Below are 25,889 nucleotides of genomic sequence, written 5' to 3' on the forward strand. Positions count from 1 at the left end.
TTATTTCCTCAGTCCTACTAATCGCTTTACTTTGGCCAGTTCGGCCCGGTTCTTTTGCAGCCACTCCGGCGTCATCGCCACTTCATCGGCTGCCCGCCAGAATCGTTTTCGTGACGGCGGCGATGGTGGTTTATCCGGTGGCGGCTCCGGTACCGGGGTGTCTGGTGGGCTAGGCTCGGGCTGTGGTGGCTCTGGTGCGGTGGCGACCACCGGTGTGGCATAGACCGCCAGCTCGTCCAGATAGTCATCCCACACAATGCGCCGGGCCTTCTTCCGGTCCATGCCCATGCCAACCAGACGCTCAACCTCTTCGGCCAACCTTGCCTTGGTCGTGTCATCCAGCTCGCTGTCCTGCGTCATGCCAGCAACTCCCGTTGCGGCATGACTGGCTGTAACCGGTGCAAAAACTGGTACAACTGATCGGTTTCATCCGGGCTGAGTACCGTCGTGCTGCCGTTCGTCAGGTCCAGATAAAGCCACCCGGCTTGATCCAACAGGCAGTTAAACGGCACTTCTTCTTTGGGCTTGGATGGCGACAGTTCTACCGGTTTCTTGCCCGACACATGCGAGGGGAATAGCACCTTGAAGCGTTCAGGTGCGCTCTCAAACAGCTCTACAGTGCCGTCATCACCAATGGAGCCAATCAACGGAATCGGGCTGCAGTCTGGAGCGCTCATGTCATCGTTTACGTTCCCCTTCCCGGCCACTTCGGTATCCGTGTTGGAGTCGGCATGACGGGCCTGTTTGCTTTCCTTGGCGACGGACTGATCGGTATTGGAGACCCAATACCAGTGGCCATTGTCATGGCGCTTGACCTGATCCTTTTTGCGGTAGAACTGCAGTGCGGTGTTGACTGCTGCCGGTGAGCCAACCACTTGATCCACCAGTTGGGCCGATGTCATCCCGGTTTTGCCTACGCCCATCAATATCCGCTTAACCCGGGCAGGAACGTTCTGCTTGTCATTCGGCTTGGCCTCCGCGACCACGTGCTTTCCGGGTCCGAACTGCCAAATCAGTTCGTTACCGACATCGCGGCGGTTGACCTTGTTTTGGCCCTCAAGCTGCAACAGCTCTGGGGTCAGTTCCGCCACGCTACGCCCCAGCTGTTGGGCGAGTTCTTTAGTCGAGCGGCCATGTTTGTGTTCGGACAAGGCAGCCAGCACCTGCTGTTCAAGCACTTTTGCGTTCTCCATGTCACTGCACCTCAACGCAGGCGGGTTTGCCGGTCAGCATCGTGTTGACCCCAACCGAGGTCTCGACCAGATCCGTCGCCACCTTCCCGACATTGACCATCAACTCACGGCAACGGTTAGCCATATCCAGCAACTCCTTGGCATCCAGTTCCTTCAGCAGAATGGCGCGGATCACGTCGGCGTTTTCCGGGGTGATGAGCGTGGTATCAATGCCCAGCTCGTGGCGAAGGCGCACCATCTCATCGACCTGCACTGGGGCTTTGCGGCCGCTTTCATAGCGGGAGCCGCCAGACTGGGTGACTTTGACGGCACTCCAGAACTGCGATTGATTCAGGCCAAGGGCACGGCGCATGGCGCGGTAGTCACGGGCTACGGTTTGTTCTTGCATGGTCATCTCCTGATTAATTTCCGATTTCTGTCCAAACGATGCGGCAACCGCCCAGCTGGAACTGTCCTTCGCGGTACTGGCCCACACGCTCACGCTTGCCAAAACTGAAGTACACCGCCTCGCCCTTGGCGATCAGGGTGTGGCACTGGCCACTGGTCTGAATGCGGATGGTCGGGCGAGACACACTTTTCAACTCGACGTCGGTGACCGTGAAGCCGTTCTCGCTCAACGCCTCAATGGCGCGGGCCGCTTTATGCGTGGCATCCAGCACCGCCGCGTTAACTTGCCGGGTTGAATGGGTACGTAAATGGGTCGTGCTCATTAACATGATCAGTCTCCTTTGCAGCAGTTTTTGCACTGTTGGCAGGCTTGCCAGTACGCCATCTTGACGCGGTTATGGGTGGGAGCCTTTCTGGCTGAAATGGTCATACACTCTGTCAATGCGATGGTTTCCCCCGTATATGGGCAAGCCACCTTGCCAAGCTCTTCATTCACCCGAGCCAGTACCTGATCGGTACGTCCGGGGTACTTTCCGGCCAGCACCAGGCTGATGGTGCTGCGGGAGTAGCCCAAGGTTTTTGCTACGGCCGATTGACCTTGCTGTTCAACGGCTTGGCGCAATACTTCAAGCGATTCATTCATCGTCGGCCTCCTCCCGGAACACCACTTCTGCCCAGTTCGGGTCAAAAACACGCTTCAGACGCTGAATCATCGGAGCACGTGGGCCGGGCTTTTTGCTGTTGATCCGGTTGAACGGAAGCAGACGCCAGCGGGCTGGGGTTTTCCCACCCTTGCAGTTCGGCTTGGTCAACGGAGGGACTGCCATATCCAGATATCCGGCCTGATGCAGTGCCTTCAGGTAGCTGCGGGCGGTTTCCGGCTTGACCTGGTGGTCCGGGGTAGAGGCCGAACGGGCGATGTCTAGATAGTCAAAGTCACCCTTGGCCAAGCGCATCACGCGCCACATATTGGTTGTTCCCATACCTTGGGTGACCGGTTTTCCCTCCTTTGTCAGGCGTGGGGCCTCTATGCCGATATCACGAGCAAGTTTCCAGCATTTGTCATCGTGGCCGCCGCGCTTACCGGACACGTCTTCAATGAAGCCAGCCCGCTCTAGCGTTTGTAGGTAGGTCTTGGTGGTCTCAATGTCTACATCTGACTTGTGGGCCGCATTGATCAGGTTGAATTCCTTCAGCGTGCGGATAGCCTCCCAGATGCATTGACGCTTCGGCTTGCCTCCAGCCATTTCCAGATGGGCTGGTCGGCGGCCTGGCACTTTGCGACGGGTTTCGGTCATTACGGCAGCCTCCGGGTCGGAGCCTTGCCGGTGTAAAGGGTACGGTTCCCCCAGTTGGCCAAGGTCGCTGTATCCCAACCTTCGGACAGACCTTCTTCACGGATCAAATTGAGGTTGTTTCCTACGCGGCGAACGGAGCCACGTGCCTCGTCAACCACCAATTGCAGTAGGTCATCAGCAACCGGCATGTCCTCGCAGTAGATCGGCACTAGCTTGCGAGCATCCTCTAGGCTCACCGGTTGGGCGGGAACCCAGTCCAGTACGCGGGAATGGAAGCGTTCCCAAGTTGAAAGCTTGCGCGGCAAGGCTTCTTCGCCTATCAGGATGATGCTGGCCTTATAGCTGTTGTCGTGGATGTCACGGATCAGCTGTACCAGACGCGGCTTATCGGCGGCGTAGTCAGCTTCATCAATGAATAATGGACGACTACTGGCTGACAGCTGCTGAGCGACCTGATCCAGCATCGCCGACCCGGTTCTTTCAGGCTGGATGTCCATTTCGATGAGGATCTTCTGCAGGAAGGTTTTGCAGGTCCACTGGTCTGACATACGGACGAAATAGCCGTTGTGACGCAGGTAGGCTTGAGTGGCAGCCCTGGGTTTTACCGAAGCCGGAAGGGCCATACAGCACAGCCATGCCATCAGAGCCAGCCGGGCGGCCAAGCAGCCGCAGGGTAGTGGCGTGCATCAGATCAACATTGGTAATGTCAGCAGTTTTATTGGCAGCGCAAATCATTGTTCTTCTCTCCTATTAATGATTGCCAGCGAGGGCGATATCTTGGGTAGAACGTTGCAGGTACTTTTGCATCTGTACCGGAAGCGAGCAGTCTTCTGCCAGCCTTCGTAAAACTTCACTTTGTCGGCTGGCAGCGCTTGGCCGCTCCTAGCCATGGCGTCAAGCTCCAGCCACTGACGGAACTTGGTTTCGTCGCTCTGCGGCAGGCTAATCACCGGTGCGGGGGTTGACTGGCCGAGGTGGCGTTGTACGGCAGCCGGAATCTGGGCATGCATTCCGCGATCAACGGCATTGGTCGCTGCGGCGGCAGCACGGGTACCTGCGGTATTGACCGGGGAGGTCGGCTTCGGCATGGCTACCAGCGTCCCAGCCCGGGCGGCGTTGTGGCGCAGGATTTCTTGCACCACGTCGTCGGTATTGACCTTGCGGGCCATGGCCTTGAGTTCGCGTTTCTGGCGACCGACCTCGGCGGCCTGCATTTTCTTGGCCTTCTGGGCGACTTCACGGCGGTTCATACCGGTACGCTCCGGGCACTCGGCTACGCAGATAAACTGGCCATCGTGGAACACGTACACGCGGCCCAGATCCAGCGGATCCAGTCGCACCTGGACATCGCGGCCAACCAGGTTGACGGCCAGTTCCGGGGCGATAAACCGGGCATCGTCGATCTTCAGACCCTTCTTCTGGACCGTGCGCTGGATGCGTTCGGCCAGCAGGACATCCAGCAAACGCGGGTTTTCGATGCGCTCCACCGAACCTGTCCAGGACGCAGCCTTCTCGAACGGACTCATTCCCAGTGCGCTGTGCTTACGGTTGTGGTATCGCACCAGCCAGTCATCACAAAAGGCCTGCAGTTCTGCTGCGGTCATTGCTACGTCCACCACCTCGTTCTTGGTGAACAGCCGCTCACTGAAGGCCTTGCGGGCCTCAATGGCCTTGCGGTCAGCCACGTTGTGGCCGATGTAACCGGGCAGCAACTCCAGCAGATCGTGGCTGAAGGTATGGAAGAAGTGCTCAATGTGCGGCTTGTGCCATGGCTGGAACGGCGGGCACTTGGTCTGTTCGATGTCCAAGGCGCGGAAAACGTCATCGACATAGACGCCCACGTATTCCTGACCGTTATCGGTCTTCGCCTCTTCGCACTTACCCCAATCCAGCAGGGCAGCACGTACCAAGGCACCAACACCCACGGCCCGGGAGGACTTGGCCACCAGCAGCTTGGCGTTGCGGCCCCAGACGTCGATCACGCCCAGCAGGCAGTGGCGGCCATCTGCCAGCATCAGGTCGGCCGGTGTGGAGTCAAACTCCCAGCGTTGATTCAGGCGCAGTACGTCTTCAGAGGAGGAGCCTTGCGCCACCATGAAGCTGTTTTTCCACTGGTCCGGGTTGGAAATAGCGGTGAACAGCTCAGCGTTCTGCTTTTTCCACTCATTCAGGAAGCGGCGGAAAGCGTGGTAACTCGGCACCTTGATAGAGGCATGGCCATCAAAGCGGGCCTTGGCGGCATCCTCCGGGTGAACTGGCTTTACATGCGGATTGGCCACCACCATGGCGACGGTGAAATCATGCAAATCCTTCTGCACACTGATCGTGCATTTGCCCTTACGGTGTGCGCCGTCATTACCATCGACAAAGGCGGCAAGGCCGACTTTTTCATAGTCAGACACCCACAGTTGCAGAGTGCGCAGGGCAATGCTGGTGATCACCCCGGCCGTGGCCGGGGCCAGCTCTGGGTACTGCACTTTGTTGGCCTGCAGATGACCTGCATTGAAATGACTGACAAATCCCTCATACAAGGCATTGGTTGGCTTCATGCCACGCAGTTTCAGAAAACCATACCAAGCCATCACAACGGCGCGGCGGGCTTCGAAGCGGGCAACCTGCTTCACAGTCAGATGTGGCAGCCGAAGCAGCACGGCCTGGTCTGACTCGCGGCGGGCTTCGGCATCCAGCAGGCCGATCTGGGTGCTGGGAACCTTGGAATTGTTCGCTTTGGCCGGTGCAGTCTTCGGGTCCATCAGTTGACTGATATGGGCATCAGCGGCAGCGCGGTTCTTGATGGCATTGATTGCCTCAAGCGGAAGACTAGTGATGGCGTATTCTTGGCCACCGCCACGACCTTTGCGCTTGCGGGATTCCCATGCATTGCGGCTGGCTGCAAGTTGCAAGCCGCGCTCACTTTCAGGCAAGCCCTGGCAGTTTCATCGAAGCCAGTTCAGCTGCGCTGTAGTGTGTTTTAAGTTCGACCTGGCTCATGCCCGGCCTCCTTGCTGGGTGAGGACTCTGCCAATTTGGGTAGAATGGCGATGCAGGCCGCAAACGTGCATGTCATAAACCTTCATTGGAAAGCCCTCGTGAAAGAGTTACTAAGAACGACGGAGAAAGTGTTGAATCGGGCAGTCATGGCAACCGGGACCATTTCTGCATTGCTGACCATCGTGGCAATCGGCATCGTGATGGCACTTTTTGAACACACTCCGATATGGCTGGCAGCTTCTTTCTTGGGACTGTTTGGCCTGGCTGAGGTACTTCAGCGGAACGCCAAGGCCAGCCTCGAACAGCGATTGCATACGCGTGAGCCAGATGTCCGATTCTTCGATGCAGCCCTCCAGTGCAATGGGAAAAGTGATGTGTGCGTAGTAAAGCAATTCCGCTACGGAGGCCTTTTCTTCAACGTTCTTAGCCTTGAGCACGTAAAAGCACCCATGGCCCTCGCAGGCCCACTGTGTCCCCGATGCCGTGGACACTTGGCAGAACGGCGCAAAGTAAGCTTCCCTTTCAGACATCAGATCACCCACGTCTGCGCATGTGGATTTACCCAGCACAGCACGCATACGCTTGGAGAGCTTGAGAAGGAGGCTCGAAAGATGTCCGGCCTTATCGATTAGCCACGTTCTCACGGCCTACTCCTCAAACAGTTCAAGTTCCGGTTGCCCGGTTTTGATGACGTTCTCGCGGTGGTACGCCACCTGCGAGAGCACCTCATTCAATACGCTGAGGGTTTCCGGCAGGTCGGACTGTCCCCGGTAAAACTGTTCCGGGAGCATCACGACTTTTCCGAAGTTGGCCTGCATTTCGCCTAGGTCGCTTGAGCTGGCTTTTTTACCTGTCGGGATGCTGACAACTAGCTTTCCGCAAGCAATAGCCGGTACTCAATGACATTGGCCGATCCGCAAAGCACCGAGAACTGCAGCAATCGGCCAGCAGGCATCTCGCAGTCGGACACCCAGCGAGCATAAGTTGAGCGGTTGGTACCCATCAGCTCTTCCATCTGCTTGCGCGGGCGGCGGTGTGCTTTAAGGGCATTGGCTTCATCAAGATCGAAAGCCTCTACAAGGCTTGTAGGTCTGCGGGTTTTCCCGCCGTTGTTTCTCATGGCATTACTCCTTACGCAGAGAATCTGTGTAGTAGCCATTAGGTCTGTTCGCCCCTACCATTCACTTAACAGCAACAGCCGTGCGGGATGCCGCTGGCGTATTTGCAGACGAAAGGGGAATAGTTGGGAAAACCGGCTTAAAATGGCGCTTTGCGTAGCGGCTTGGCCAAATTTCTTTTGCATCTACTCCAATAGCGGTTGCGATAATTTCTTCCGCCTTCGGATAAGGTCTATCTAAGGCTGATTTGAGCGTTCCAGCGCTCAAGCCTGCACCTTCAGACAGCTTGCGAAGAGACCAGCCAGCCTTGTGTAGTGCCGCTACGATGTCCGCCCGGTGCCAGTCCTCGGCGGTTTTTTTTACGGCTTGTAATGCACTCATGAGCAACCCCAAACAGTTGAAATCATGGGTGCATAGTAACTCCGAAAGAAGTAGATGTGCAACCTCGTTTTTGCATTTCGGACTTCTTTCGGAGTTATTTAACGTGTACTTTTGAGGTTTTTATGACTAAATCTATTGATAAACAAGAGGTTGCGTATACCAGTAGGGTCGGAGAAGCCTTGGAAAGGTTTGTTCGGAGTTGCTCCGAAAAACCTCAAATAGAGTTTTCTAAGTTCGGCGAACGGATTAAGAAGGTTAGAACAGATATTGCAGGGCACACTCGCGATCAGTTCGCGGAGTACACGGGTATCACCAGAAGCTCATTACAGCTGTATGAGGATGGAAAGCGCGAGCCGAAAGCATCCCTGCTTGCCCTTATTTCAGTCTTGTATGGGGTTCACCCGGATTGGCTGCTGCTGGGGTTAGGGGAGATGCTCAAAGCGAACTGGTCGCCTCTTGGTACGGATTCCTCTCAGCCATCCGCCAAGACAGGGTCTTGCGAATGCCATGACACGCTTGGCAATCCTGTTGATCTAGAGGAGTTTGTTTTCATTCCTCGCTACAACCTCAAGGCTGCAGCAGGGCATGGTGCGGCTGTTGCAGGTGAAGCACCGATGTTCTCAATGTCTTTCCGGCGCTACTGGATAGAAAACTATCTGCGCGTAGACCCTAAGGACTTGTCTGTACTGTCGGTGAAGGGGGACTCAATGGAGGGTGTACTGAATAACAAGGATGTGATCCTTGTTAATCATGCCGATACCGCTCCAACCAGCGGTCTGTATGTGCTTCGGATGGATGGGGATCTGATTGTGAAACGTGTCCAGAAGCTACCGGATCGAAGTTGAAGATATTGAGTGCTAATGAGGTGTATGAACCGTTCGTTATCGATATGATCAGCCCTGAGGCGGACTTCGCGGTGATTGGCCGTGTTGTCTGGTTCGGCCGTCAGATCTAATGTAGCGTTTAATTCTTAACGCAAAAGGCCGCGCAAATGTTTTGTGTTTGTCGCGGCCTCAATGCAACGGCGGCGCCCAGTGTATTTTGACTGGTTAATCCGGGCTGAAATCTAATACTGGCGCGGATCATCCCATATCATCCCGGGTCTTCCCACTAGCTTTCCCTCACTGCAATACTTCCTGCACAACCACAGTTGTGCTGCCCTTGCGCCATGGCATGACGGCTGCGCGTCAGCCAGAACGCACGGTTAGGCAAGCCGGTGAGGCTGTCATGATGGGCAAGAAACTCGACGCGCGCTTCGGCCTGACGGGTGGCATCCAGCTGGTTTTGCAATTGCTGGTTGGCTTCGGCCAACTCGGCGGTGCGCGCGGTCACCTTGCTTTCCACCCGGCGCGTATAGCCGGTGAGAATCAGCAGGAAACCGCCAAACAGCCCGGTCATGGCCAGCCCACCGACAAACGTTGCCCATTCCAGCCAACTGCGCATGCCAGACAGGTAACTGTCGTTGGCACGCAAGCGTAGCGACCAGATACGGCTTAAGCAAACTGGAAGCTGCTGGTCAGGTGCGGATGACGGCCAAACCAGCCTTCATGCGCACAACCTTCTGGCCCGGACAGGCGCTTACTGCCGGTAGAGCCCTGTTTATCCATCAAGCAGACGTCAATATCGCGGCGTTCGGCATGAGCCAGCGCCGACTCCGGGATATCGTCCATGCGGAATACGCTGGAGACGATGCCCAGCAATTGATTGGGTTCGATCAGCGCGGAGTTGGAGCGGCCAAACACCGCCTGATACACAACAATACCGCGTTGTTGGCGATTTTCCTGTACCAGACGGATGGCTCCGGTGGCTTCCGGCTGGCCGGATTGCTCGGTCCGCCGCACGGCCGCCGCCAGAATGGGGGAAGACAGGATATCCAGCCCCAGCACCTTGCTGTTGCTGGCAAACGGTTCGACATAGGTGATCGGCAAATAGCGTGCGGCCGAGGGGGAAACAAAGGTTTTGCTTAAGCACTGTCACGCGCCGGGATGGAGAAGTGATTGTCGCGCATTTCCTGCGCCAGACGCTGTTCAAAGCCCTCACGGCTACCGCGCTGCACCAGCGGACTCCAGCCAAGGTTTTGCGTACCGCTGAAGCGTGCCAGCCACGGCGTGGTGGCTTGCAGCCAGTCGCGGCGGCTGGAATCGGGCTGGAACGTCATTAGCTGCTGTAGCGACAACACCGCGTTCAACTGGATTTCCAGACGTTTTTTCACCAGCTGTTCGATCTGGCTGGCGTCACGATTGAACTGCGCCTGAATGCGCAGCGACTCCCAGTGATGAACCAACAGGCTCAACACCGCCAGCATGGCGGTGACGGCGACCATGGGCAGCACAATCGCCGGGCGTCTGGGCTGCCACAACGAGCGGGGTTGGCCGAACAACGCCATCATCAGGGGGAACACCAGCAAGCCGCCAAAGGTATCGCCCAGCCACCAGTTCCAGCCATTGAAGACGGCATCGTCCGGCGGGATGACGCCCAACAGCGTCAGCACCGGCACGCTGATACCGGAACACACCAGACACGACAGGGGGATGACCAGCAGATAGAGCTTGGCGATGGTAAACGGGGCATCCAGCCGGTTCGGCCAACCCACCAGCCGTATCAACGCCCCCCCCGCCAGCGCCTGTACCGTGGCAGCCGATGGCACCAGCAACAACGCCAGCAGACTCCAGCCATGCACGCTGGATTGCCAGCCCGCGGCGCACTGCACCAGCAAGGAGCCAAGCCACACGCCCGGCCATTTGCCGCGCCCCCAGAGCAACAGGGTCACCGGGGCAATCCCCGCAGACGGAAAAATGGGGGCGGTATAACCGGGAGGAATCGCCGGATAGAGCGAGAGCACACCTACCACCGCGTAAACGACAGCAAGCACGAGTGTAGGAGCGATACTGAAACGCAAGTGGCATTCCCCCATCACGAAGCCAGAATTGGTCGACCAGTTATAACAGTGCGACAGAATAGCATCATCCATCCAACATAATGCACACTCAGATCAAAGAGGGGGCCGCGAGGGCCGACGGCCTCTCACGGCGACCTCATCCGTAACGCAGGCATTGCTGCTTAAGCAAGAGTGGTATCACGCCAACAAAATGGCATTTTTGGCATGGACATTGCATAACTCAATTGCCAGCAGCCGTTTTGTCATATCCAATCCGGATAATAAAAGTTTTGTGAAGCAGTCAGCCTTATCGCTACCGCTGGTCGTCAACACGGCCATTCAGGCACAAGGGGGAAGCAACGCATGACGGATGCCACCATGTTTGGCACGTTGCCCGACGACACGGACCCGGCGGGGCTATGGCTTGCGCTGTTCAGTGCGCGGCCGTTCGGCCTTGCCGTCATCGACCGCCAGCTGCGCTATTGCCTGATCAACCCGTTGTTGGCCGAAGCCAATGGCCGCAGCGTTGACGAACACCGGGCTAAGCCTGTGCGTGAAGTATTGCCCGACCTTGCCCCAATGCTGGAACCGCTGCTGCGTCAGGTCATCGACAGCGGCGTTGCCCTGATGGACGTGGAAGGCTGCGTGCCGCCACCCCATACAGGCGAACACGCGCCACGCGAGTGGATTGCCAGCTACCTGCCCTACCGCAACCGTCACGATGAAATCGCCTGGCGTCATCGCCATGGTGCGCGAGGTGTCGCGCGAGCGGCAGGCAGAACGCCAGTGGCAAAAAATCGAGGCGCGTTGCCAGCAGGTGGTGGAATCAGCACTGGACGGGCTGATCATGATCGACCAGCACGGTGTCATTGTGCTGGTCAACCCGGCGGCTGAAGCGATGTTTGGCTATCGCCGCGAAGAGTTGATCGGCCAACCGCTGTCGATCCTGATCCCGGCGCGTTTCCTGCCGCGCCATGACGATCTGGTCACCGCTTACCTGCATTGCCCGACCGGGCGCAGCCCGGGTCAGCAACGCGGCATCATCGGACAACGCCGCGACGGTAGTGAGTTCCCGGCCGAAGTCGGCCTGTCACCACTGCATAACAGCGATGGCCTGCAGGTACTGGCCACCATTACCGACATGAGCGCCCGCATGGCGGCGCAGGCCCAGATCGAACAGTCGTTACGGGAAAAGACCGCGCTACTGAATGAAGTGCATCATCGGGTCAAAAACAATCTGCAGGTGATTTCCAGCCTGCTCAACCTGCAAACCCGACATGCCAGCGCAGAAACCCGCCGCGTGATGGCGGAGAGCCAGAATCATGTCAAGGCCATGGCGCTGATCCACCAGCTGCTGTACGAGCGCGGTGACTTTTCCCGCGTGCACATTGGTGTTTACCTGCAGCGGCTGCTGATTTTATTGCATCACAGCATGAATCCGGACGGCCAGCAGGTGCAATTGACACATCGCGGCCTGGACACCCCGGTGTTTCTGGATTTGCAACGCGCCATTCCATGCGGGTTGCTGGTGAATGAACTGGTCACCAACGCCCTGAAGCACGCGTTTCCCGACGGACGTTCGGGCAACATTGAGGTGGTGCTGTCCGGCAGCGCCAATCATCAGGCCGAGTTGCAGATCAACGACGATGGTATTGGCATTCCAGATCACATACAGCCCGGAGCCGTCCCCACGTTGGGGTTTCAGCTGCTGCCCATGCTGGTGGAGCAGCTGAAAGGGCAATGGGAACTGCAGCGCAAGCCGGAAGGCGGCACCCGTATTAGTCTCCGCTTTACCGGCTCCAGTCATGAGGAGAGCGCAGATGACGCTCGGTAGCTTACTCATTGTGGAAGACGAGAGCATCGTTGCGCTCGATTTACGCCATAACCGGAAAATCTGGGCTACCGCGTGGTTGGCCTGTGCGCCACCGGCGAAGAAGCCATCCGGCAGGCGGCCTGCCATCGCCCGGATCTGGTGTTGATGGATATCCATCTGGCCGGACAACTGAGCGGCACCGAAGCCGCACGGCAAATTCGTGAACAGCAGCAGATTCCGTCGATTTTTCTCACGGCTTACGCGGAAGAGGACATCCTGCGTCAGGCAGAAAACAGCGCACCCTATGGCTACCTGCTCAAGCCATACCAGCTGCGCGAACTCAATGCCACCGTACGCATGGCGCTGGCGTGTTGTCAGGCGACACAAGAAGGCGAACGCCAGCAACGCCAACTACAACTAGCAGTGGAAGCCGCCGCGCTCGGCGTATGGGAATGGGATGGTGAGCAACAGGCCTTTCATGTCGGCGGGGAGTTTGACCGCATTTTTGACCAGCAGGCACCGTTGCCAGACGGAAGCAAGGACGCCTTCCTCAACAGCCTGCATAGCGACGACCGGCAGCAGTTGCAACCCCTGCTGGAACAGGGCCGCCCTCTCAATACCGTGGTGCAATTGGCAACGCTTAAAACGCCGGCAAACCACAATGGGTAGAGCTGCATGCCCGCAGTTTCAGCAAGCCGGGCAGCCGCCATCAGCGCGTGGTCGGCGTGGCGCGCGATGTCACCAGACAACGCCAGATGGAACAGCAGCTGCATCAGGCCAGCATCGTGTTTCAGACCAGCGCCGAAGGCATTCTGATTCTGGATGCGCAACGCCGCATTGTTTCGGCCAACGCGGCGTTTACCCAGCTGACCGGCTACCCGAGCGAAGCCGCCTTGCAGCGTAATCCTGACGATTTTCTGCACGTTCAGCCACATACTGAGCCGTTTTACCAACAGCTGGCCGATAACACGCCCGATCACTGGCACGGCGACATGCTCTGCCAGCGCCGGGATGGCAGCCAATTTCCCTGCCGCCAACATATCTGCGCCGTTAACGACGAACAGGGCCAATTAAGCCACTACGTGCTGGCGTTTTCCGATCTGTCCGCCATTCGCGCGGCCGAGGAACACATCCACCATCTGGCCTATCACGATGAACTGACGGGGCTGGGCAACCGACACCATTTGCAGCGCGAACTGGAAAAAGAAATACGCCGCGCAGAACGCAATGGCCACAGCGTGGGCATCCTGTTTGTCGATCTGGATGGTTTCAAACAGGTGAACGACACGCTGGGGCACGGCGCGGGCGACCAGCTGCTGGCCAGTATTGCCAAGCGGCTCCAGCGGCACCTGCGCAGCAGTGACATTGCCACGCGCCGGGCGGCGACGAATTCCTGCTGGCCATTCCGGACGTGCAGCAGCCGGAAGAGTGCGCGTGGTTGGCCGAAAACCTGCTGGCCATCGTGCGCGACCCGATCATGATTCAGGGCGAAACTATCCGGGTATCCGGCAGCATCGGCATTGCCCTCTACCCGGCGGATGGGGCGGACATCCCTTCCCTGCTGAAAGCCGCCGACAGCGCCATGTACGCGGCCAAGAAATCTGGCAAAAACCGCTATCGGTTTTTCAGCAGCGAGATGACCAGCCGGGCCAAAGAACGCCTGCAGGTGGAGCAAGGGCTGCAACAGGCGCTGGCGCAGCAACAATTGCGCGTGTTTTACCAGCCAACCTTTAGCCTGCACGATGGTGCCATCCATGGCTTTGAAGCCTTGCTGCGCTGGCAACACCCGCAATTGGGACTGCTGCCGTCGGCGCGTTTCATCAGCGTGGCCGAGGAAGCCGGGCTGCTGACAGCCATGGAGTTGTGGCTGCTGAAAACCGTGTGTCAACAGGGGCGGCAGTGGCAACAGCAGGCGGGGCGGCCATTAAACATGGCGGTCAATCTGTCAGCGGCGACGCTGGCATCGGCCACGTTTTGCCAGCAGTTGGCCGAAATCCTGCAACAAAGCCAGTTGCTTAAGCGGCGTGTCTGGCGCTGGAAATCAATGAAACCACGCTGCAAGCGCTCGACCAGCGCGAGGCGCGGCTAAGTGCCTTGCAGCATCTGGGCATCTCGCTCACCGTGGACGATTTTGGCAGCGGCGCCTCGTCCTTGCTGCTGTTGCAGCAGCCGCACTTCAGCCGTCTGAAAATCAGTCAGGCGTTTATCGATAGTGGCGCACAGCAACCCAGCCAGCAGGCCATTCTGCACACCCTCGGCCAGCTGGCCCGGCAGCTCAACGTGCAACTGAGCGCCAAAAACATCGAAACCTTGTCGCAATGGCAATTACTGCAAGGCAGCGGTTGCGACAGTGGCCGTGGCTACCTGCTCTGCCCGCCGTTACCGGCCGAAGCGATTGCCCACATGTTTGGTCACGCGCTGCACAACCCGGTGGGCGAGCTCGCCTGCGCAAGCTGAGTCCACCGGGTTTCGGCCAACCTTGCGCCTTGCCCCAATGCGCGGTTAACCGATCGGTTCATGGCGCGTCTTATACAGCGACACCGCGACACCAGAACTGAGCAACAGCAGGGTCACCCCTAAAGACAAGGGCGTGGGAATGGTGAAGTCGACGACATGGATGTCGTGCAGGTACACCAGCCCCACCTTGACGCCGATAAACACCAGCACCAGCGCCAGCGCGTACTTGAGGTAATGGAAGCGATGCACCATCGCTGCCAGCGCAAAGTACAGCGCACGCAGGCCAAGGATGGCAAAAATGTTGGAGGTGTAAACCAGAAACGGGTCTTGCGTGATGGAGAAGATGGCCGGAATGCTATCGACCGCAAATACTACATCGGCGCTTTCAATCAGGATCAGGGTCAGCAGCAGCGGCGTGGCCCACCAGCCGGGCGCCAGCTGCTGCGTTTCACCACGCACCAGAAAATGCTTGCCATGCAGGCCGGGCGTCAGCCGCAGGTGACGCCGCAACCACTGATAGCCACGATTGGCTTCCAGCGAAGGCGGCGTATCGTCGGAAAACAGCATTTTCACACCGGTCACCATCAGGAACAGCCCGAACAGCACCAGCATCCACTGGAATTCCGCCACCAGCACCGCCCCGACGCCAATCATCAGGGCGCGCAACACAATCACCCCCATGATGCCCCAGAACAGCACCCGATGCTGATACATGCGCGGCACCGCCATGGTGGTAAAGATCAGCGACATCACGAACACGTTGTCCATCGACAGCGATTTTTCCACCAGATAACCGGTGAGATACTGCATGCCTAAGCATCGCTGCCCTTGTACCACCACACCCAGCCGCCAAAGGCCAGCCCCATGCCGATATAAAACCCGGACAACTTGAGGCTTTCCCGCACGCTGATCTCGTGCTGATCCTTATGCAGCACGCCCAGATCGAAGATCAGCAGGCCCGCCACGATGCCAATGAACATCAGCCACACCCAGAGCGGGTAGCCAAGCCATAAGGTCGCCAACCATTCCATCATCAAGTCCCTGTCTGCCTGTTAGCGACGGTTCTGCAAAGCTGCAATGCGGTCTTCAATGCGCGGGTGACTGGAGAACAGCTCCATGAAGCCCGCCTTGTCGGCAATACCGGAGGCCGCCATGTTGGCTTAAGCAGATCGCCGCTTTCCATCCCGCCGAGGCGACGCAAGGCGGCAACCATCGGGCTGGCACCGCCCAGCAGGTGCGCCGCGCCAAGCATCGGCCCGGAACTCGCGCTGACGCGAAAAATACATGACGATGATCGAGGCCAGTATGCCAAACACGATCTCACAGACAATCACCGTGATCATGTAGCCAATGCCCGGCCCACTGCTGCTGCCCTCTTCCTCGTCACGGCGCAGGAAACTGTCCACCAGATAGCCGACGACACGCGCCGGAAAAACACAAAGGTGTTGACCACGCCCTGAATCAGCGTCAGCGTCACCATGTCGCCGTTCTTGATATGGGCCATTTCATGCGCCAGAACAGCCTGCACTTCTTCCTCGGTCATCGAGGACAGCAAACCAGTCGACACCGCCACCAGTGAGCTGGACTTGCTCGCACCGGTGGCAAAGGCATTGGGTTCGCCCTCGTACACGGCCACTTCCGGCATCGGCAACGCCGCGCGGTCGGCCAGTTTTTTTACCGTCATCAACAGCCAGCGCTCGGTACTATCGGTCGTATTGTTGTCGATCACGCGGGCGCCGGTACTCCATTTGGCGATGGTTTTGGACATCAGCAGCGACAGGAAGGCCCCGCCAAACCCCATCAAGGCGGCAAACGCCAACAAAGTACCCAGCTGCAGGCCGTTCGCGGTCAGGAAGCGATTAACTCCGAGCAACTGCGCCGCCGGGCTCAGTACCAGCATTACTGCCAGGTTGGTGGCAATCAGCAATATCACGCGTTTCATCGTGTTTGTCCTCGTGCAAATAAGATTGGCCGCCCGGTACTGGCGGCATGATTAACGCTGTAAGCATAACGCCATCTACTCAACGAAAAAATCAAATAAAATCGTAGCGTTTATCCGATTTTTTCGTATTGATGATATGTCAGAACCACTCAATTACAAGCATCTGCATTATTTCTGGGCGGTGGCACGCGAAGGCAGCGTGACGCGCGCGGCGGCGCAACTGGGCATGAGCCCGCAAACCGTCAGCGGTCAGGTATCGCGGCTGGAGCAGACGCTGGGCCGGGCGCTGTTTACCCAGCAGGGGCGCAACCTGCAATTGACCGAGGCCGGACGGGTGGCGCTGCGCTACGCCGACCAGATTTTCATGCTGGGCGAAACCTTGCAGGAAACACTGCAGGATGCCCAGCTCGACAAGACCATCCGGCTGGCGGTGGGAATTTCCGACGTATTACCCAAGACGGTGTCCTACCGTTTGCTGCAACCGGCGCTGGCGCTGGAACAGCGGGTGCGGCTGGCCTGCACCGAACGCGACTTCGAACAGTTATTGGCTGATCTGGCCCAGCATCGACTAGACTTGGTGTTGGCCGACCGCCCGGTTTAAGCCGGTGGCTTGCCAGCCTTGCAATCGAATTTGCTGGCACGCTGCCCGGTGATGATCTTCGCCACCGCCACGTTGGCCGAACGCTATCGCGCCCCCTTCCCCGCCTGCCTGCACCGCGCGCCCATGCTGCTGCCCACACGCGGTAATGTGTTACGCAGCCAGCTGGAACAGTGGTTTGAAGAGATTGATGTCAAGGTGGAAGTGGTGGCGGAATTTGAAGATGGCGCGCTGCTCAACACCTTCGGCCAACAAGGGCTGGGGCTGTTTCCGGCCCCGGCGTTTCAGCCCGGCGATATTACCGGACGGCTGGATGTCGAAATGCTGGGGCGAGTGGGCAAGGTGTATGAGCACTATTACGCCATTACCCATCGCCGCAAGCTGCAGCACCCGGCAGTGCAGGCCGTTTTGCAGACGGCCGCGCCAGATGTGGCGGACACCACGGAACCATAAAGGCATCGCCACAGTCCAGACCACATACGCAAGGTAGCTTACCGACATACGCCGGACACATAAAGCCGTTACCCTAGCCGGGTATAACTTCGGCTGATCGCCCCGCCTGATGGGCCATTCACTCACCTGACACAGGCTGCAGACGATGAGAGAAGCGACTTTCCCCCTCACGCTGGATAGCGTATTCCATCAACTGGTACACGGCAGCGCGCCACCACTGGAGGCATTGGCCGACCTGATCCGTTGCCTGCGCCCCATGCCCGGCGCCCAGACGCAGGCGGCCACGATGAATCTGCGCGCCCTGTCCCATCTGCTGGAACACTGGCCGGACGCACGCCAGTCGCTGCGTAGCGCACTGCTGGCGCTGCTGACCGAAACCCGCCAAATCCACCTGTATACCGAATCCGGCATTCTGGCCAACGCCAGCTTTTTTGCCACACTCTCCAACCGTATCGGCGAGCGGATACTGCCCATGCCAACGCGGCCGGATTCGCTACGCGACCGTTTCGGCCAACTGTTCCGCTGGCAGGAAGACTATCGCTGGCTGGCGGCCATTCCGGACGAAGTGTGGTACGACCTGTGGCACGCCATGGCCCGGCAGGAAGAAGCCGATCAGGACGGCTGGCGTCACACCCGCCTGCAGATGATCGAAGCCTTGCAGGTAATCGCCGCGCGCGTGGCGGCGATCGGGCTGGAGCCAGAACTGGTACGCATCTACCCGGAGATCGAGCGCTTCGAATCGCCATTTTTACAGCTCAATGCCGAGGTGCTGCATTACGCCGTCAGCTACCGGCAGGCGCTGACCGAACATGTCGCGCCCAGCGAAGACGAAAAGCATATTCTGGTGTTGTTGCAGCAGTGCGAGGAGATACTGGGCAAAGTCCGCAAGAACGCCTCGCGCTGCGGGATTTCCGTCAACCTGACCTATCTCGCGCTGCGGCTGTCGCAGTGCATCGAGCGCATGCGCGCGCTGCTGACGCTGCTTGATCCGGCGCATGACGGCCGGCAGCAACCCGGCGCTCTACCGGCTGCTGGTGCAGTGCGTACGCGCGGAAAACCGCAAGTACAGCGTGCGCGACCTGTTCAAATCCAATACCGAACTGCTGGCCTTGCAGGTGACCGAACATGCCGGGCGCCGTGGCGAACACTATATTGCGGAAACTCGGCAGGAATGGAACGCCATGGCCAAGGCGGCCATGGGCGCGGGGCTGATTGTCGGCATCATGGCGCTGATCAAGCTACTGCTGGCACGCGGCCATCTGCCGCTGTTGTGGGAAGGGCTGGCCTTTGGGCTGAACTACGCCATCGGCTTCATCATTGTGCAATTGCTGCACTTCACCATCGCCACCAAGCAGTAAGCGATGACGGCAGCCCACATCGCCGCCTCCATCCCGCCGCAGCACGGCAACAAGAATCAGATGGAAGAATTGGCCGACTTGGTGGTCAAGGTGCTCAGAACGCAGTTCATTGCCATTCTGGGCAACGTGCTGCTGGCTATCCCCACCGCTGCCGTCATTGCCTTTGGCTGGCAGTGGCTGTTCGGCCAACCCTTGATCGGGGCAGACAAGGCTCAACACTTGCTGCACGATCTCGACCCGTTGCATAGTCTGGCGCTGCTCCATGCGGCCATCGCCGGGGTATATCTGTTTCTCGCCGGGCTGATCGCTAAGCTATTACGACAACCGCGCCATCTACCGCCGCATCCCTGCGCGGCTGGCCGGGCACCGCTGGCTCAACCGCCTGCTGGGCACGCATCGGACCCATCGTCTGGCGCACTACGTCGAACACAATTTGGGCGCGCTGGCCGGTAACTTTTATTTTGGCCTGTTTCTCGGCATGACCGGCACCGTGGGCATCATCCTCGGCTTGCCGCTGGATATCCGTCACATCACCTTTTCCGCCGCCAATCTGGCTTTTTGTAGCGTAACGCTGGACTTCAACCTGCCCGGCACACCGCGCTATTGGCCATTAGCGGTGTCGGGCTGATCGGTCTGACCAACCTCAGCGTCAGCTTCAGTCTGGCGCTGTGGGTAGCACTGCGTTCGCGCAAGCTGGCTGGGCAACAGGCACTGCCGCTGATTCCGATGCTGCTGCGTCGGCTGATCCGTCATCCCTTGGCGTTTTTCCTGCCGCCGCGCGGCAAACGCACGCCAGCACAGGAAGCGGAGCCGGGTAACGAACCGCCAAAACCGCTGGACTAGCGCGTCCGTATTCGGCCAACCCTGACCATAAAAAAACCGGCTCATTGAGCCGGTTTTCCTGATCATGGCAGCCTGTTTGTTTCAGGCTGCCAGCAGTTGCTTCACCACATCCACATAGGCCTGTTTGGCCTCATCGGCACTCTTGCCTTTGAGCTTGTCCCGTGCATCGTATTTGGCACGATTGATGAAGTCCATCATCCCCGGCCGCTCGCCGCTGACATCGCCCTCGGTGGCTTGTTTGAACAGTGCGTACAGCTGCAACAGCGTTTGATTGTCCGGTCGTTCCGACAGGGTTTTGACATCGGCCTGTGCCCGGGTAAATAGCGTGTCTAAATCAGACATGGTGTCTCCTTCGTGTTATCGGTGGCAAAACATCGCCCCGGTATTAGCGTTGTAATGGGGTTAGCCCAACCGGATATACCGGTCGTTGACGACTGTAACACGAAATTCCGGCCAGATTAATCCAGCCAGCCGATCTGGATAATCTTGAAGCTTTTTACCAGTCGCCCCTGCCGCACGGCCGGGAAGAAACGGGCCTGCCGGAAGCGCTCCATCGGCACCTGCTCGGCCCCGGCTGGTGTGGCACTGATCAGCTGCACTGCATCCACATAACCTTGTTCGTTGATGTAGACCTTAAGCATCACGCTGGTGCGGTCGTCCGGCGAGGCATTGGTGACCGAGACATCAATCGGCTGCTGCTCGCGAGCCACCACATCCACCTCCCGCGCGGCGTAATACACGTCCAGCCCCAACCAGGGCGGATTGCCCATCCCCCGCCGCAGCCAGTGCCGCGGCCTCCTCGGCCGACGGCGTTGAAACATCCTGCGCGGTCAGCACCGGGCTGGATGCAGGTTGAACCACGGGCATGGGCGGGGACGGATTGGCATCAGCCGATGGAGACGGCTTGCTCGGCAAGGCGAAATGCGCCTGATCCGTCAGCAGTACCGGCGGCGCCTTCACCTTCGGCGCGGGCCTTGGCGGCGTTGGCTGTGCCTTAAGAACGGCGCGGGTTGCCGTCGGGGCGTGACGGTTGTGCGCAGCCGCACTGCCAGCCCTTGTTCGGCACGTCCGTCGTTAGCCCCACCGCCACCACCGGCCTTGCCCACCGGCAAGCCCCACAGCAGCAGCGCATGCAGCAGCAACGACCCCAGCAACGCCAGCGCAATCACCCGGCGGGCTGCGGCCACAGGCGGCCATACTGGCGGTGCCTATGGGGAACGAATGCTCTACCCATCAGCACAGGGCGCCGTTACTTGGCGTTCAACAGCTGCTCGATCTGTTCCTGTTCGATCGCGCCCGGCACCACACGGCCATTGGCAAATACCAGCGCTGGCGTACCGGTAATGCCCAGTTGCTTGCCCAGTGCCTGAATCTTGTCGAGCGGGGTATTGCAGTTGTCACGGCCGGTCAGCGGCTTGCCATCGCGCATGTAGGCGGTCCAGGTCGCAGCACGGTCTTTGGAACACCAGATCTGTTTGGCCTTGTGCATGGCATCCGGGTGCAGTTCGGACAATGGGAAGAGGAAGGTGTAAATCGTGACATTGGTCACGCCCGGCAGGCTTTCGCGTTCCAGTTGGCGGCAGAACGGACAATCCGGGTCGGTAAACACGGCCATCTTGCGTGCACCATTACCACGCACTTCCTTGAAGGCATATTGCAGCGGCAGGCTATCCCACTTGAGCGTGTTCAGCTCCGCCGTGCGTTTTTCGGTCAGGCTTTCCTTCTTGACCGCATCAACCAGATCGCCCACCAGTACGTAGTCGACCTTTTCATCGACATAAACAATCTGCTTGCCTTTGACCACTACCTCAAACAACCCCTTCACCGGGGTGGTTCTGACACTGTCTACCTGCCGATTGGGAAAGCGAGCCTGAAAGGCTTTCTTCACATCGCTGATATTGGTTTCGGCATTGGCGGTACAGGCTGCCATCGACAGCAGCAGCGAGGCGGCCATGGCCAGCGATTTAAGCGTTGCGTTCATTACACATCCTTGTCGGTTCATACACCCATCGCATGCCGCACAAACTGGCGTTTGAGCACAGACAGGCGATTGGTCAAAGTCAGTCCGGTATTACGCAGCCAGGACACCCCCGGCTGGCGCGCATGAAACAGCTGAAACAGCGCATCACACGCCAACTGCATGGTTTTCACCGCTTCGCGCCGCTCGCGCTCGTAGCGGCGCAGGATCAGGTATTCGCTTACATCCGTTGCCGTAGCCAGCAGGCGCGCCAGCTGTTCGGCATCCTGAAACCCCGTGTTGACGCCCTGCCCGGCCAACGGGTGCACGGTATGCGCGGCATCGCCCACCAGCGCCACCCGCTGGGAGATAACCGATTCGGGCTGAATCAGCCGCAACGGGAACGCCACGGCCGGGGTCAACAGCTGCAACGCGCCCAGTTCATGGTTTCCCGCCGCAGCCACCGTTTCGGCCAACGTGTCGTGATCCATGTCCAGCAGTCGTTGCGGATCAGAGGTAGACCACACCATGGAAATGCGGTTCCCGGCCATCGGCAACCAGGCCAGAATGCTGTCGCCGGTAAACCACTGGCGCGCGATATCACCATGCGGGCGCTCGCAGGCAAAATTGGCCACCACGCCACTATGGCCATACGGCTTGACGCTGGCTTGCAGGCCGCATTGCTGACGCAGCCGGGAATTGGCGCCATCGGCACCAACCACCAGCGCGGCTGTCAACGGACGGCCATCGTCCAGCGTCAGGCAGGCCGCTGTGGCAGAGCACTCCAGTTGCACCGGCCGCACGCCGGTCAGGCAGGTGATGGAACTTTCGGCCAACCTGCGCCACAGCGCGGCCAGCATCCAGCGATTCTCGGCAATCCATGCCAAAGCCGATTCACCGACATCGCTGGCGGCAAACTGCAAACGGCCACCGGCATCACCGCGCACATCCATGCTGGCGATAGTGCCCAGACGGGAACTATCCGGCCAGGCCTGCAGGCGCTCGAGAAAACGCCGGTTAGCCGGGCTGACAGCATAAATCCGCGCATCCCAGCCCTGTTCCAGCTGGTCGAACTGCGCATTCTGGCCTTCCAGCAACGCCACGGCCTTGCCGCTATCAGCCAGCGCCAACGCTAGGCTCGCCCCCACCAGCCCACCGCCAACCACAATCACGTCAAATTCGTGTTGCCGCGCCATGGTTAAACCCCAAAGACCAGATGGGTGGCAAATTTACGGCGCAGCGGTGGCACCACGTCCAGCAGGTTCATCCCCACCCCGCGTAGCGTGCTAACCAGAGCGGAATGGCCATCAAACAGCTGGATCAGCCCATGGGTAAAGCCCACCACGGCATGGCTATCCACCTTGCGCGCGGCAGCATAGGCGGCCAGAACGCGCGGTTCGCCTAACATCGGGCACCCCCACCAGTGCGTCGGTCAGCCCAATGGCATCACGCAACCCAAGATTAAGGCCCTGCGCCGCCACCGGGTGCATGGTCTGTGCCGCGTTGCCAATCAGCACCACCCGGCCGCTCACCACCCGGTTGACCTGACGCAGTGCCAGCGGGAATACCGCGCGCGGGCCAACCGACACAATCTTGCCCTGCCGGTCGCCAAACGCTTGCTGCAATTGCGCAATAACTGCGGCATCGTCCAGTGTCTGCAGCGTCTGGGCATCGTCATGGCTACGCGTCCACACCAGCATGAAGCCATCGCCATGCGGCAACAGCGCAAACGGCCCCTGATGGGAAAAACGCTCATAGGCCACGCCGTCGTGCGGTTTTTCCGTCGTAATGGTCGCCAGCACCGCGCTTTGCCGGTAATCGTGCACCAGCCGTTTCACGCCCGGCAGCGTATCGGCCAGTGCCCCGCCTTCGGCCAACACCACCAGCCGACAGGTCAGCCAATCCTCACCCTCCGGCCCACTGGTGCTCACTGTGGCGTAGTGGTGCAGGCTTTTCACCGCCGTCACGCGGGTATCCCAGCGCACATTGACCCCGGCCTGCTCCAGTTGCTGATTGATGGCCGTGGTCAACACCGGGTAATCGACCACCACGCCAAGGTGAGGCAAAGCCAGATCGGCGCGGTTGAGCACGGTGCGGCCCCACGCGCCCTGCTGCGAAACATGTACGGTGTCGATCAAGGTTGCCTTAAGCAATGTGTCCGGCCAGGGCGCCGACCGCCGCCAATTGCTGCTGGCTATACCAGGACAGCGCCAAGGCACGGGCATCCTGTACGCGGGCATCCTTGGCGCGCGCTTCGATCAGCGTTACCCGCCGTCCTTCGCGGGCAAAGCGCAATGCCGCCAGCGCCCCCACCGGGCCGCCGCCCACAATTACGATATCTGCGTGTTGTGCAAGTTGGTTCATGGTGTGTCCGCCCTGGTTCGGGCCAGGCATCAGAAGATAAGACGGGAATCAGATACTGCGCATCAGGATTTCAATTTCATCCACGCGTTTGGGCACGGCATCGGTATAGACTTCGTGACCGCTTTCCGTGACCAGCACATCGTCCTCGATGCGGATGCCAATATTGTGGAAAGCTTCCGGTACATTATCCGCCGGACGGATATACAGGCCGGGTTCCACTGTCGTGCACATGCCTAGGCTTCCAGCAGGCGCCATTCGCCGCGCAACTTGCGGCGACCCACGTCGTGCACATCCAGCCCGATCATGTGACCAATGCTGTGCATGTAAAACTGCCGATAAGCGCCGGATTCCAGCACGCCATCCAGCGTTCCGCTCAACAATTTCAAGTCGAGCAGGCCCTGCGCCAGAATGCGCAGCGCGGCATCACCCGGAGCATTGAGCGCCACACCGGGCCGAATCGCGGCAATGGCCGCCAGCTGTGCCGCCAACACCACTTCATAGACATCTCGCTGCGGACCAGTAAAACGGCCATTGACCGGAAACGTACGGGTAATGTCACCGGCGTAGCCATTCAGCTCACAACCGGCGTCGATCAGAACCAGATCGCCGTCATTAAGCCGGGCGTTATTGGCGACGTAATGCAAGGTACAGGCATTGGCCCCGCCAGCGACGATGCTTTCATAGGAAGGTTGACGCGCGCCATGCTGCACAAAGGTATGCAGGATTTCGGCCTCAAGCTGATATTCATACATGCCCGCACGGGCTACACGCATGGCGCGCAAATGCGCTTCGGCGGAGATTCGGCTTAAGCACGGCGCAGAATATCGATTTCCGTGGCATCCTTGAACAGGCGCATTTCATCGAGCACAAACAGTAAATCGCCAAATGCCATCGGCGGTTCATCACCTTGGCGCACGCGCTGATGCACCGTGTTCAACCAACCCGTCACCCGTTGGTCAAAGGCCGTATCGCGGCCAATGTCCCACCATAGTTTTTTCTGGTTGGCGATCAGCTCGGGCAGGCGGCTGTCCAGTTCGGTAATGGAATACCCCTCATCAAACCCAAAGGTTTCCTTGGCGGCCGCTGGGCCATAACGAAAGCCATGCCAGATTTCGTGTTCCGGATCCTTGTCCTGACAGAACAGGATGGAGCGGCCACGATCGGCATCCAGCACTACCAGTGCCTGCGGCTCGATAAAACCGGTCAGGTAAAAGAAATGGCTATCGGGCCGATACGGATAAATATTGTCGGCATTGCGCACCTTCTCCGTAGCGGCAGCCAGTACGGCAATACCGTCCTGCATCTGCGCCATCACCCGGCGGCGGCGTTCGGCATGAGACTGATACATGATTTCGCTCTCGCAAACTGGCGAACCTTGCGGCACAATCGCGCCAGTTTACACCGAGTCGCCAGCGGCTCCCAATCTGCGCACCACGCGCGAGCGCACAAGCAGCCAGTAGGCCGCCGCGATACCAACGGCATCGGCGCCAAAGTCCAGCCATTCGGCCGAGCGGTCTGGCGTACACAGCCCTTGCAACACTTCCGATGAACCGCCCCACAATAGCAACGCCCAGACCAGCCGCGTCCAGAAGCGGGAAAACCCGGCCCGATGCAGCCCCCAGCCAAGCAACACGGCATGCACAAAGAACAGCGCAAAATGGCCAAGCTTGTCGAAATACGGGATGCCACTGGGTGCGCCAGCCGGTTTGAATAGCGCCCAGATCGCCAACAGGCTCCAGCCCGCCGCTGGCAACAGCCAGCCCCAGCGTTTTGTCGTCATACGATGGTTCTTTCGGCCAACCTTGGCGGTTGGCAAGAAAAAGGGCCTGCCACAAGGCAAGCCCGGATGCTGAATCGG

38 protein-coding genes and 4 pseudogenes are annotated in these 25,889 nt (G+C 59.0%); 13 read left to right on the forward strand and 29 right to left on the reverse strand.

The window, feature by feature from the left end:
• The 8 genes from GKE73_RS02620 to GKE73_RS02655 form a co-directional block, all read right to left on the reverse strand.
• Entirely contained in the window at nt 1-360 is a 360-nt protein-coding gene (locus GKE73_RS02620; RefSeq protein ID WP_230368981.1) for a hypothetical protein, read from the reverse strand.
• Nucleotides 357-1,178, reverse strand: coding sequence for a helix-turn-helix domain-containing protein (locus GKE73_RS02625; RefSeq protein ID WP_230368982.1), 822 nt, complete (start codon nt 1,176-1,178; stop codon nt 357-359). The genes GKE73_RS02620 and GKE73_RS02625 overlap by 4 nt, the downstream gene beginning before the upstream one ends.
• 16 nt (nt 1,179-1,194) lie before the next feature.
• Nucleotides 1,195-1,581 carry a helix-turn-helix domain-containing protein gene (locus GKE73_RS02630; protein ID WP_230368983.1) on the reverse strand — a complete coding sequence of 129 codons (387 nt, stop codon included), beginning with the start codon at nt 1,579-1,581 and terminating at the stop codon, nt 1,195-1,197.
• Nucleotides 1,582-1,594: 13 nt separating this feature from the next.
• Nucleotides 1,595-1,909 (reverse strand): HI_1482 family protein, encoded by a 315-nt coding sequence (locus GKE73_RS02635; RefSeq protein WP_230368984.1) that lies wholly within the window; start codon nt 1,907-1,909, stop codon nt 1,595-1,597.
• A 2-nt stretch (nt 1,910-1,911) separates the two neighbouring features.
• Nucleotides 1,912-2,223: a helix-turn-helix domain-containing protein gene (locus GKE73_RS02640; RefSeq protein ID WP_230368985.1), complete on the reverse strand. Its 312-nt coding sequence runs from the start codon at nt 2,221-2,223 to the stop codon at nt 1,912-1,914.
• Entirely contained in the window at nt 2,216-2,878 is a 663-nt protein-coding gene (locus tag GKE73_RS02645) for a hypothetical protein (RefSeq protein WP_230368986.1), read from the reverse strand. Before GKE73_RS02645 ends, GKE73_RS02640 begins: the two co-directional genes overlap by 8 nt.
• Entirely contained in the window at nt 2,878-3,426 is a 549-nt protein-coding gene (locus GKE73_RS02650; RefSeq protein ID WP_230368987.1) for an AAA family ATPase, read from the reverse strand. Before GKE73_RS02650 ends, GKE73_RS02645 begins: the two co-directional genes overlap by 1 nt.
• A gap of 183 nt (nt 3,427-3,609) precedes the next feature.
• Nucleotides 3,610-5,802 carry a Mu transposase C-terminal domain-containing protein gene (locus tag GKE73_RS02655; RefSeq protein ID WP_230368988.1) on the reverse strand — a complete coding sequence of 731 codons (2,193 nt, stop codon included), beginning with the start codon at nt 5,800-5,802 and terminating at the stop codon, nt 3,610-3,612.
• 78 nt (nt 5,803-5,880) lie between these two features.
• On the opposite strand from GKE73_RS02655, the gene GKE73_RS02660 reads away from it, so the two are divergent.
• Entirely contained in the window at nt 5,881-6,501 is a 621-nt protein-coding gene (locus GKE73_RS02660) for a hypothetical protein (RefSeq protein ID WP_230368989.1), read from the forward strand.
• Between the two features lie 15 nt (nt 6,502-6,516).
• On the opposite strand, the gene GKE73_RS02665 is transcribed toward GKE73_RS02660, so the two are convergent.
• From GKE73_RS02665 to GKE73_RS02675, 3 genes are all read right to left on the reverse strand, one after another.
• Nucleotides 6,517-6,660 (reverse strand): hypothetical protein, encoded by a 144-nt coding sequence (locus GKE73_RS02665; protein ID WP_230368990.1) that lies wholly within the window; start codon nt 6,658-6,660, stop codon nt 6,517-6,519.
• Between the two features lie 77 nt (nt 6,661-6,737).
• Complete coding sequence (locus GKE73_RS02670) at nt 6,738-6,989, reverse strand: hypothetical protein (RefSeq protein ID WP_230368991.1); 252 nt, start codon at nt 6,987-6,989, stop codon at nt 6,738-6,740.
• Nucleotides 6,990-7,050: 61 nt separating this feature from the next.
• Entirely contained in the window at nt 7,051-7,368 is a 318-nt protein-coding gene (locus GKE73_RS02675) for a helix-turn-helix domain-containing protein (RefSeq protein ID WP_230368992.1), read from the reverse strand.
• 122 nt (nt 7,369-7,490) lie between these two features.
• Between GKE73_RS02675 and GKE73_RS02680 the strand changes: the two genes are divergently transcribed.
• On the forward strand, nt 7,491-8,213 hold the full coding sequence (locus tag GKE73_RS02680) for an XRE family transcriptional regulator (RefSeq protein WP_376767259.1): 723 nt from the start codon (nt 7,491-7,493) through the stop codon (nt 8,211-8,213).
• Between the two features lie 265 nt (nt 8,214-8,478).
• Here the strand turns inward: GKE73_RS02680 and GKE73_RS02685 are convergent, their stop codons facing one another.
• The 3 genes from GKE73_RS02685 to GKE73_RS22250 are packed head-to-tail and all read right to left on the reverse strand — an operon-like array spanning nt 8,479 to nt 10,339.
• Nucleotides 8,479-8,841 carry a GGDEF domain-containing protein gene (locus GKE73_RS02685; RefSeq protein WP_230368993.1) on the reverse strand — a complete coding sequence of 121 codons (363 nt, stop codon included), beginning with the start codon at nt 8,839-8,841 and terminating at the stop codon, nt 8,479-8,481.
• Nucleotides 8,842-8,861: 20 nt separating this feature from the next.
• Nucleotides 8,862-9,296, reverse strand: a complete 435-nt coding sequence (locus GKE73_RS22245) for a CHASE domain-containing protein (RefSeq protein WP_280954712.1) — start codon at nt 9,294-9,296, stop codon at nt 8,862-8,864.
• 35 nt (nt 9,297-9,331) lie between these two features.
• Nucleotides 9,332-10,339 (reverse strand): MASE1 domain-containing protein, encoded by a 1,008-nt coding sequence (locus GKE73_RS22250; protein ID WP_280954714.1) that lies wholly within the window; start codon nt 10,337-10,339, stop codon nt 9,332-9,334.
• A gap of 270 nt (nt 10,340-10,609) precedes the next feature.
• Between GKE73_RS22250 and GKE73_RS02695 the strand changes: the two genes are divergently transcribed.
• From GKE73_RS02695 to GKE73_RS22265, 6 genes are read left to right on the forward strand one after another with little or no spacing between them, the layout of a single operon-like run.
• Nucleotides 10,610-11,140, forward strand: a complete 531-nt coding sequence (locus tag GKE73_RS02695; RefSeq protein WP_230368994.1) for a PAS domain-containing protein — start codon at nt 10,610-10,612, stop codon at nt 11,138-11,140.
• Nucleotides 11,094-12,080, forward strand: a complete 987-nt coding sequence (locus tag GKE73_RS02700; RefSeq protein ID WP_230371382.1) for a sensor histidine kinase — start codon at nt 11,094-11,096, stop codon at nt 12,078-12,080. The genes GKE73_RS02695 and GKE73_RS02700 overlap by 47 nt, the downstream gene beginning before the upstream one ends.
• Nucleotides 12,081-12,140: 60 nt before the next feature.
• Nucleotides 12,141-12,728, forward strand: coding sequence for a response regulator (locus GKE73_RS02705; RefSeq protein WP_280955086.1), 588 nt, complete (start codon nt 12,141-12,143; stop codon nt 12,726-12,728).
• Between the two features lie 56 nt (nt 12,729-12,784).
• Nucleotides 12,785-13,540: a diguanylate cyclase domain-containing protein gene (locus GKE73_RS22255; protein WP_312854344.1), complete on the forward strand. Its 756-nt coding sequence runs from the start codon at nt 12,785-12,787 to the stop codon at nt 13,538-13,540.
• Entirely contained in the window at nt 13,471-14,148 is a 678-nt protein-coding gene (locus GKE73_RS22260) for an EAL domain-containing protein (protein WP_312854345.1), read from the forward strand. The genes GKE73_RS22255 and GKE73_RS22260 overlap by 70 nt, the downstream gene beginning before the upstream one ends.
• The gene (locus GKE73_RS22265; protein ID WP_280955089.1) at nt 14,115-14,516 is read left to right on the forward strand and encodes an EAL domain-containing protein; all 402 of its coding nucleotides are present in this window, start codon (nt 14,115-14,117) and stop codon (nt 14,514-14,516) included. The genes GKE73_RS22260 and GKE73_RS22265 overlap by 34 nt, the downstream gene beginning before the upstream one ends.
• 45 nt (nt 14,517-14,561) lie before the next feature.
• On the opposite strand, the gene GKE73_RS02715 is transcribed toward GKE73_RS22265, so the two are convergent.
• From GKE73_RS02715 to htpX, 3 genes and pseudogenes are all read right to left on the reverse strand, one after another.
• On the reverse strand, nt 14,562-15,326 hold the full coding sequence (locus GKE73_RS02715; RefSeq protein WP_230368996.1) for a TerC/Alx family metal homeostasis membrane protein: 765 nt from the start codon (nt 15,324-15,326) through the stop codon (nt 14,562-14,564).
• A gap of 2 nt (nt 15,327-15,328) precedes the next feature.
• Nucleotides 15,329-15,496: a hypothetical protein gene (locus tag GKE73_RS02720; protein WP_230368997.1), complete on the reverse strand. Its 168-nt coding sequence runs from the start codon at nt 15,494-15,496 to the stop codon at nt 15,329-15,331.
• Between the two features lie 72 nt (nt 15,497-15,568).
• Nucleotides 15,569-16,458 (reverse strand): annotated as a pseudogene (htpX, locus tag GKE73_RS02725) (protease HtpX).
• 136 nt (nt 16,459-16,594) lie between these two features.
• Between htpX and GKE73_RS02730 the strand changes: the two are divergent.
• The 5 genes and pseudogenes from GKE73_RS02730 (at nt 16,595) to GKE73_RS22280 (ending at nt 19,710) form a co-directional block, all read left to right on the forward strand.
• Nucleotides 16,595-17,059: a LysR family transcriptional regulator gene (locus tag GKE73_RS02730; protein ID WP_230368998.1), complete on the forward strand. Its 465-nt coding sequence runs from the start codon at nt 16,595-16,597 to the stop codon at nt 17,057-17,059.
• Between the two features lie 9 nt (nt 17,060-17,068).
• Nucleotides 17,069-17,509 carry a LysR substrate-binding domain-containing protein gene (locus GKE73_RS02735; RefSeq protein ID WP_230368999.1) on the forward strand — a complete coding sequence of 147 codons (441 nt, stop codon included), beginning with the start codon at nt 17,069-17,071 and terminating at the stop codon, nt 17,507-17,509.
• Between the two features lie 256 nt (nt 17,510-17,765).
• Nucleotides 17,766-18,449: pseudogene (locus GKE73_RS22270) on the forward strand (transporter-like protein); the annotation flags it as partial.
• Nucleotides 18,450-18,504: 55 nt separating this feature from the next.
• Nucleotides 18,505-19,320 (forward strand): annotated as a pseudogene (locus GKE73_RS22275) (transporter-like protein).
• A pseudogene (locus GKE73_RS22280) lies at nt 19,223-19,710 on the forward strand (transporter-like protein). The pseudogenes GKE73_RS22275 and GKE73_RS22280 overlap by 98 nt, the downstream one beginning before the upstream one ends.
• Before the next feature lie 81 nt (nt 19,711-19,791).
• On the opposite strand, the gene GKE73_RS02745 reads toward GKE73_RS22280, so the two are convergent.
• From GKE73_RS02745 to GKE73_RS02800, 12 genes are all read right to left on the reverse strand, one after another.
• Entirely contained in the window at nt 19,792-20,052 is a 261-nt protein-coding gene (locus GKE73_RS02745; RefSeq protein WP_230369000.1) for an acyl-CoA-binding protein, read from the reverse strand.
• Nucleotides 20,053-20,168: 116 nt separating this feature from the next.
• Nucleotides 20,169-20,480 carry an energy transducer TonB gene (locus GKE73_RS02750; protein ID WP_230369001.1) on the reverse strand — a complete coding sequence of 104 codons (312 nt, stop codon included), beginning with the start codon at nt 20,478-20,480 and terminating at the stop codon, nt 20,169-20,171.
• A gap of 186 nt (nt 20,481-20,666) precedes the next feature.
• Complete coding sequence (locus GKE73_RS02755) at nt 20,667-20,897, reverse strand: hypothetical protein (protein ID WP_230369002.1); 231 nt, start codon at nt 20,895-20,897, stop codon at nt 20,667-20,669.
• A 62-nt stretch (nt 20,898-20,959) separates the two neighbouring features.
• On the reverse strand, nt 20,960-21,691 hold the full coding sequence (locus GKE73_RS02760; RefSeq protein WP_230369003.1) for a DsbC family protein: 732 nt from the start codon (nt 21,689-21,691) through the stop codon (nt 20,960-20,962).
• Between the two features lie 17 nt (nt 21,692-21,708).
• Entirely contained in the window at nt 21,709-22,863 is a 1,155-nt protein-coding gene (locus tag GKE73_RS02765) for a UbiH/UbiF family hydroxylase (RefSeq protein WP_230369004.1), read from the reverse strand.
• Nucleotides 22,864-22,865: 2 nt separating this feature from the next.
• Nucleotides 22,866-23,027: a hypothetical protein gene (locus GKE73_RS02770; protein WP_230369005.1), complete on the reverse strand. Its 162-nt coding sequence runs from the start codon at nt 23,025-23,027 to the stop codon at nt 22,866-22,868.
• Nucleotides 23,020-23,820, reverse strand: a complete 801-nt coding sequence (locus GKE73_RS02775) for an FAD-dependent oxidoreductase (protein ID WP_230369006.1) — start codon at nt 23,818-23,820, stop codon at nt 23,020-23,022. Before GKE73_RS02775 ends, GKE73_RS02770 begins: the two co-directional genes overlap by 8 nt.
• Nucleotides 23,813-24,031, reverse strand: coding sequence for an FAD-dependent oxidoreductase (locus GKE73_RS02780; protein ID WP_230369007.1), 219 nt, complete (start codon nt 24,029-24,031; stop codon nt 23,813-23,815). Before GKE73_RS02780 ends, GKE73_RS02775 begins: the two co-directional genes overlap by 8 nt.
• Nucleotides 24,032-24,079: 48 nt before the next feature.
• Complete coding sequence (locus GKE73_RS02785) at nt 24,080-24,262, reverse strand: M24 family metallopeptidase (RefSeq protein WP_230369008.1); 183 nt, start codon at nt 24,260-24,262, stop codon at nt 24,080-24,082.
• 2 nt (nt 24,263-24,264) lie between these two features.
• A complete protein-coding gene (locus tag GKE73_RS02790) occupies nt 24,265-24,804 on the reverse strand; it encodes a M24 family metallopeptidase (protein WP_230369009.1) in 540 nt (179 codons plus the stop codon).
• Between the two features lie 32 nt (nt 24,805-24,836).
• Nucleotides 24,837-25,379, reverse strand: a complete 543-nt coding sequence (locus tag GKE73_RS02795) for an aminopeptidase P N-terminal domain-containing protein (RefSeq protein WP_230369010.1) — start codon at nt 25,377-25,379, stop codon at nt 24,837-24,839.
• Between the two features lie 48 nt (nt 25,380-25,427).
• Nucleotides 25,428-25,811, reverse strand: coding sequence for a VanZ family protein (locus tag GKE73_RS02800; protein WP_230369011.1), 384 nt, complete (start codon nt 25,809-25,811; stop codon nt 25,428-25,430).
• Between the last annotated feature and the right edge of the window lie 78 nt (nt 25,812-25,889).

The organism is Paludibacterium denitrificans (assembly GCF_009707705.1).
Classification (GTDB): Bacteria; Pseudomonadota; Gammaproteobacteria; order Burkholderiales; family Chromobacteriaceae; genus Paludibacterium_A; species Paludibacterium_A denitrificans.

What these genes read in the sequence shown, in the direction of transcription:
- GKE73_RS02620 (WP_230368981.1), bottom strand. Translation starts at nt 360, where the DNA reads ATGACGCAGGACAGCGAGCTGGATGACACGACCAAGGCAAGGTTGGCC.
- GKE73_RS02630 (WP_230368983.1), bottom strand. Translation starts at nt 1,581, where the DNA reads ATGCAAGAACAAACCGTAGCCCGTGACTACCGCGCCATGCGCCGTGCC.
- GKE73_RS02635 (WP_230368984.1), bottom strand. Translation starts at nt 1,909, where the DNA reads ATGTTAATGAGCACGACCCATTTACGTACCCATTCAACCCGGCAAGTT.
- GKE73_RS02640 (WP_230368985.1), bottom strand. Translation starts at nt 2,223, where the DNA reads ATGAATGAATCGCTTGAAGTATTGCGCCAAGCCGTTGAACAGCAAGGT.
- GKE73_RS02645 (WP_230368986.1), bottom strand. Translation starts at nt 2,878, where the DNA reads ATGACCGAAACCCGTCGCAAAGTGCCAGGCCGCCGACCAGCCCATCTG.
- GKE73_RS02650 (WP_230368987.1), bottom strand. Translation starts at nt 3,426, where the DNA reads ATGTCAGACCAGTGGACCTGCAAAACCTTCCTGCAGAAGATCCTCATC.
- GKE73_RS02665 (WP_230368990.1), bottom strand. Translation starts at nt 6,660, where the DNA reads ATGCTCCCGGAACAGTTTTACCGGGGACAGTCCGACCTGCCGGAAACC.
- GKE73_RS02670 (WP_230368991.1), bottom strand. Translation starts at nt 6,989, where the DNA reads ATGAGAAACAACGGCGGGAAAACCCGCAGACCTACAAGCCTTGTAGAG.
- GKE73_RS02675 (WP_230368992.1), bottom strand. Translation starts at nt 7,368, where the DNA reads ATGAGTGCATTACAAGCCGTAAAAAAAACCGCCGAGGACTGGCACCGG.
- GKE73_RS02680 (WP_376767259.1), top strand. Translation starts at nt 7,491, where the DNA reads ATGACTAAATCTATTGATAAACAAGAGGTTGCGTATACCAGTAGGGTC.
- GKE73_RS22250 (WP_280954714.1), bottom strand. Translation starts at nt 10,339, where the DNA reads ATGGATGATGCTATTCTGTCGCACTGTTATAACTGGTCGACCAATTCT.
- GKE73_RS02695 (WP_230368994.1), top strand. Translation starts at nt 10,610, where the DNA reads ATGACGGATGCCACCATGTTTGGCACGTTGCCCGACGACACGGACCCG.
- GKE73_RS02700 (WP_230371382.1), top strand. Translation starts at nt 11,094, where the DNA reads ATGATCGACCAGCACGGTGTCATTGTGCTGGTCAACCCGGCGGCTGAA.
- GKE73_RS02715 (WP_230368996.1), bottom strand. Translation starts at nt 15,326, where the DNA reads ATGCAGTATCTCACCGGTTATCTGGTGGAAAAATCGCTGTCGATGGAC.
- GKE73_RS02720 (WP_230368997.1), bottom strand. Translation starts at nt 15,496, where the DNA reads ATGTTCATTGGCATCGTGGCGGGCCTGCTGATCTTCGATCTGGGCGTG.
- GKE73_RS02730 (WP_230368998.1), top strand. Translation starts at nt 16,595, where the DNA reads ATGTCAGAACCACTCAATTACAAGCATCTGCATTATTTCTGGGCGGTG.
- GKE73_RS02745 (WP_230369000.1), bottom strand. Translation starts at nt 20,052, where the DNA reads ATGTCTGATTTAGACACGCTATTTACCCGGGCACAGGCCGATGTCAAA.
- GKE73_RS02750 (WP_230369001.1), bottom strand. Translation starts at nt 20,480, where the DNA reads ATGGGCAATCCGCCCTGGTTGGGGCTGGACGTGTATTACGCCGCGCGG.
- GKE73_RS02760 (WP_230369003.1), bottom strand. Translation starts at nt 21,691, where the DNA reads ATGAACGCAACGCTTAAATCGCTGGCCATGGCCGCCTCGCTGCTGCTG.
- GKE73_RS02765 (WP_230369004.1), bottom strand. Translation starts at nt 22,863, where the DNA reads ATGGCGCGGCAACACGAATTTGACGTGATTGTGGTTGGCGGTGGGCTG.
- GKE73_RS02780 (WP_230369007.1), bottom strand. Translation starts at nt 24,031, where the DNA reads ATGAACCAACTTGCACAACACGCAGATATCGTAATTGTGGGCGGCGGC.
- GKE73_RS02785 (WP_230369008.1), bottom strand. Translation starts at nt 24,262, where the DNA reads ATGTGCACGACAGTGGAACCCGGCCTGTATATCCGTCCGGCGGATAAT.
- GKE73_RS02790 (WP_230369009.1), bottom strand. Translation starts at nt 24,804, where the DNA reads ATGCGTGTAGCCCGTGCGGGCATGTATGAATATCAGCTTGAGGCCGAA.
- GKE73_RS02795 (WP_230369010.1), bottom strand. Translation starts at nt 25,379, where the DNA reads ATGTATCAGTCTCATGCCGAACGCCGCCGCCGGGTGATGGCGCAGATG.
- GKE73_RS02800 (WP_230369011.1), bottom strand. Translation starts at nt 25,811, where the DNA reads ATGACGACAAAACGCTGGGGCTGGCTGTTGCCAGCGGCGGGCTGGAGC.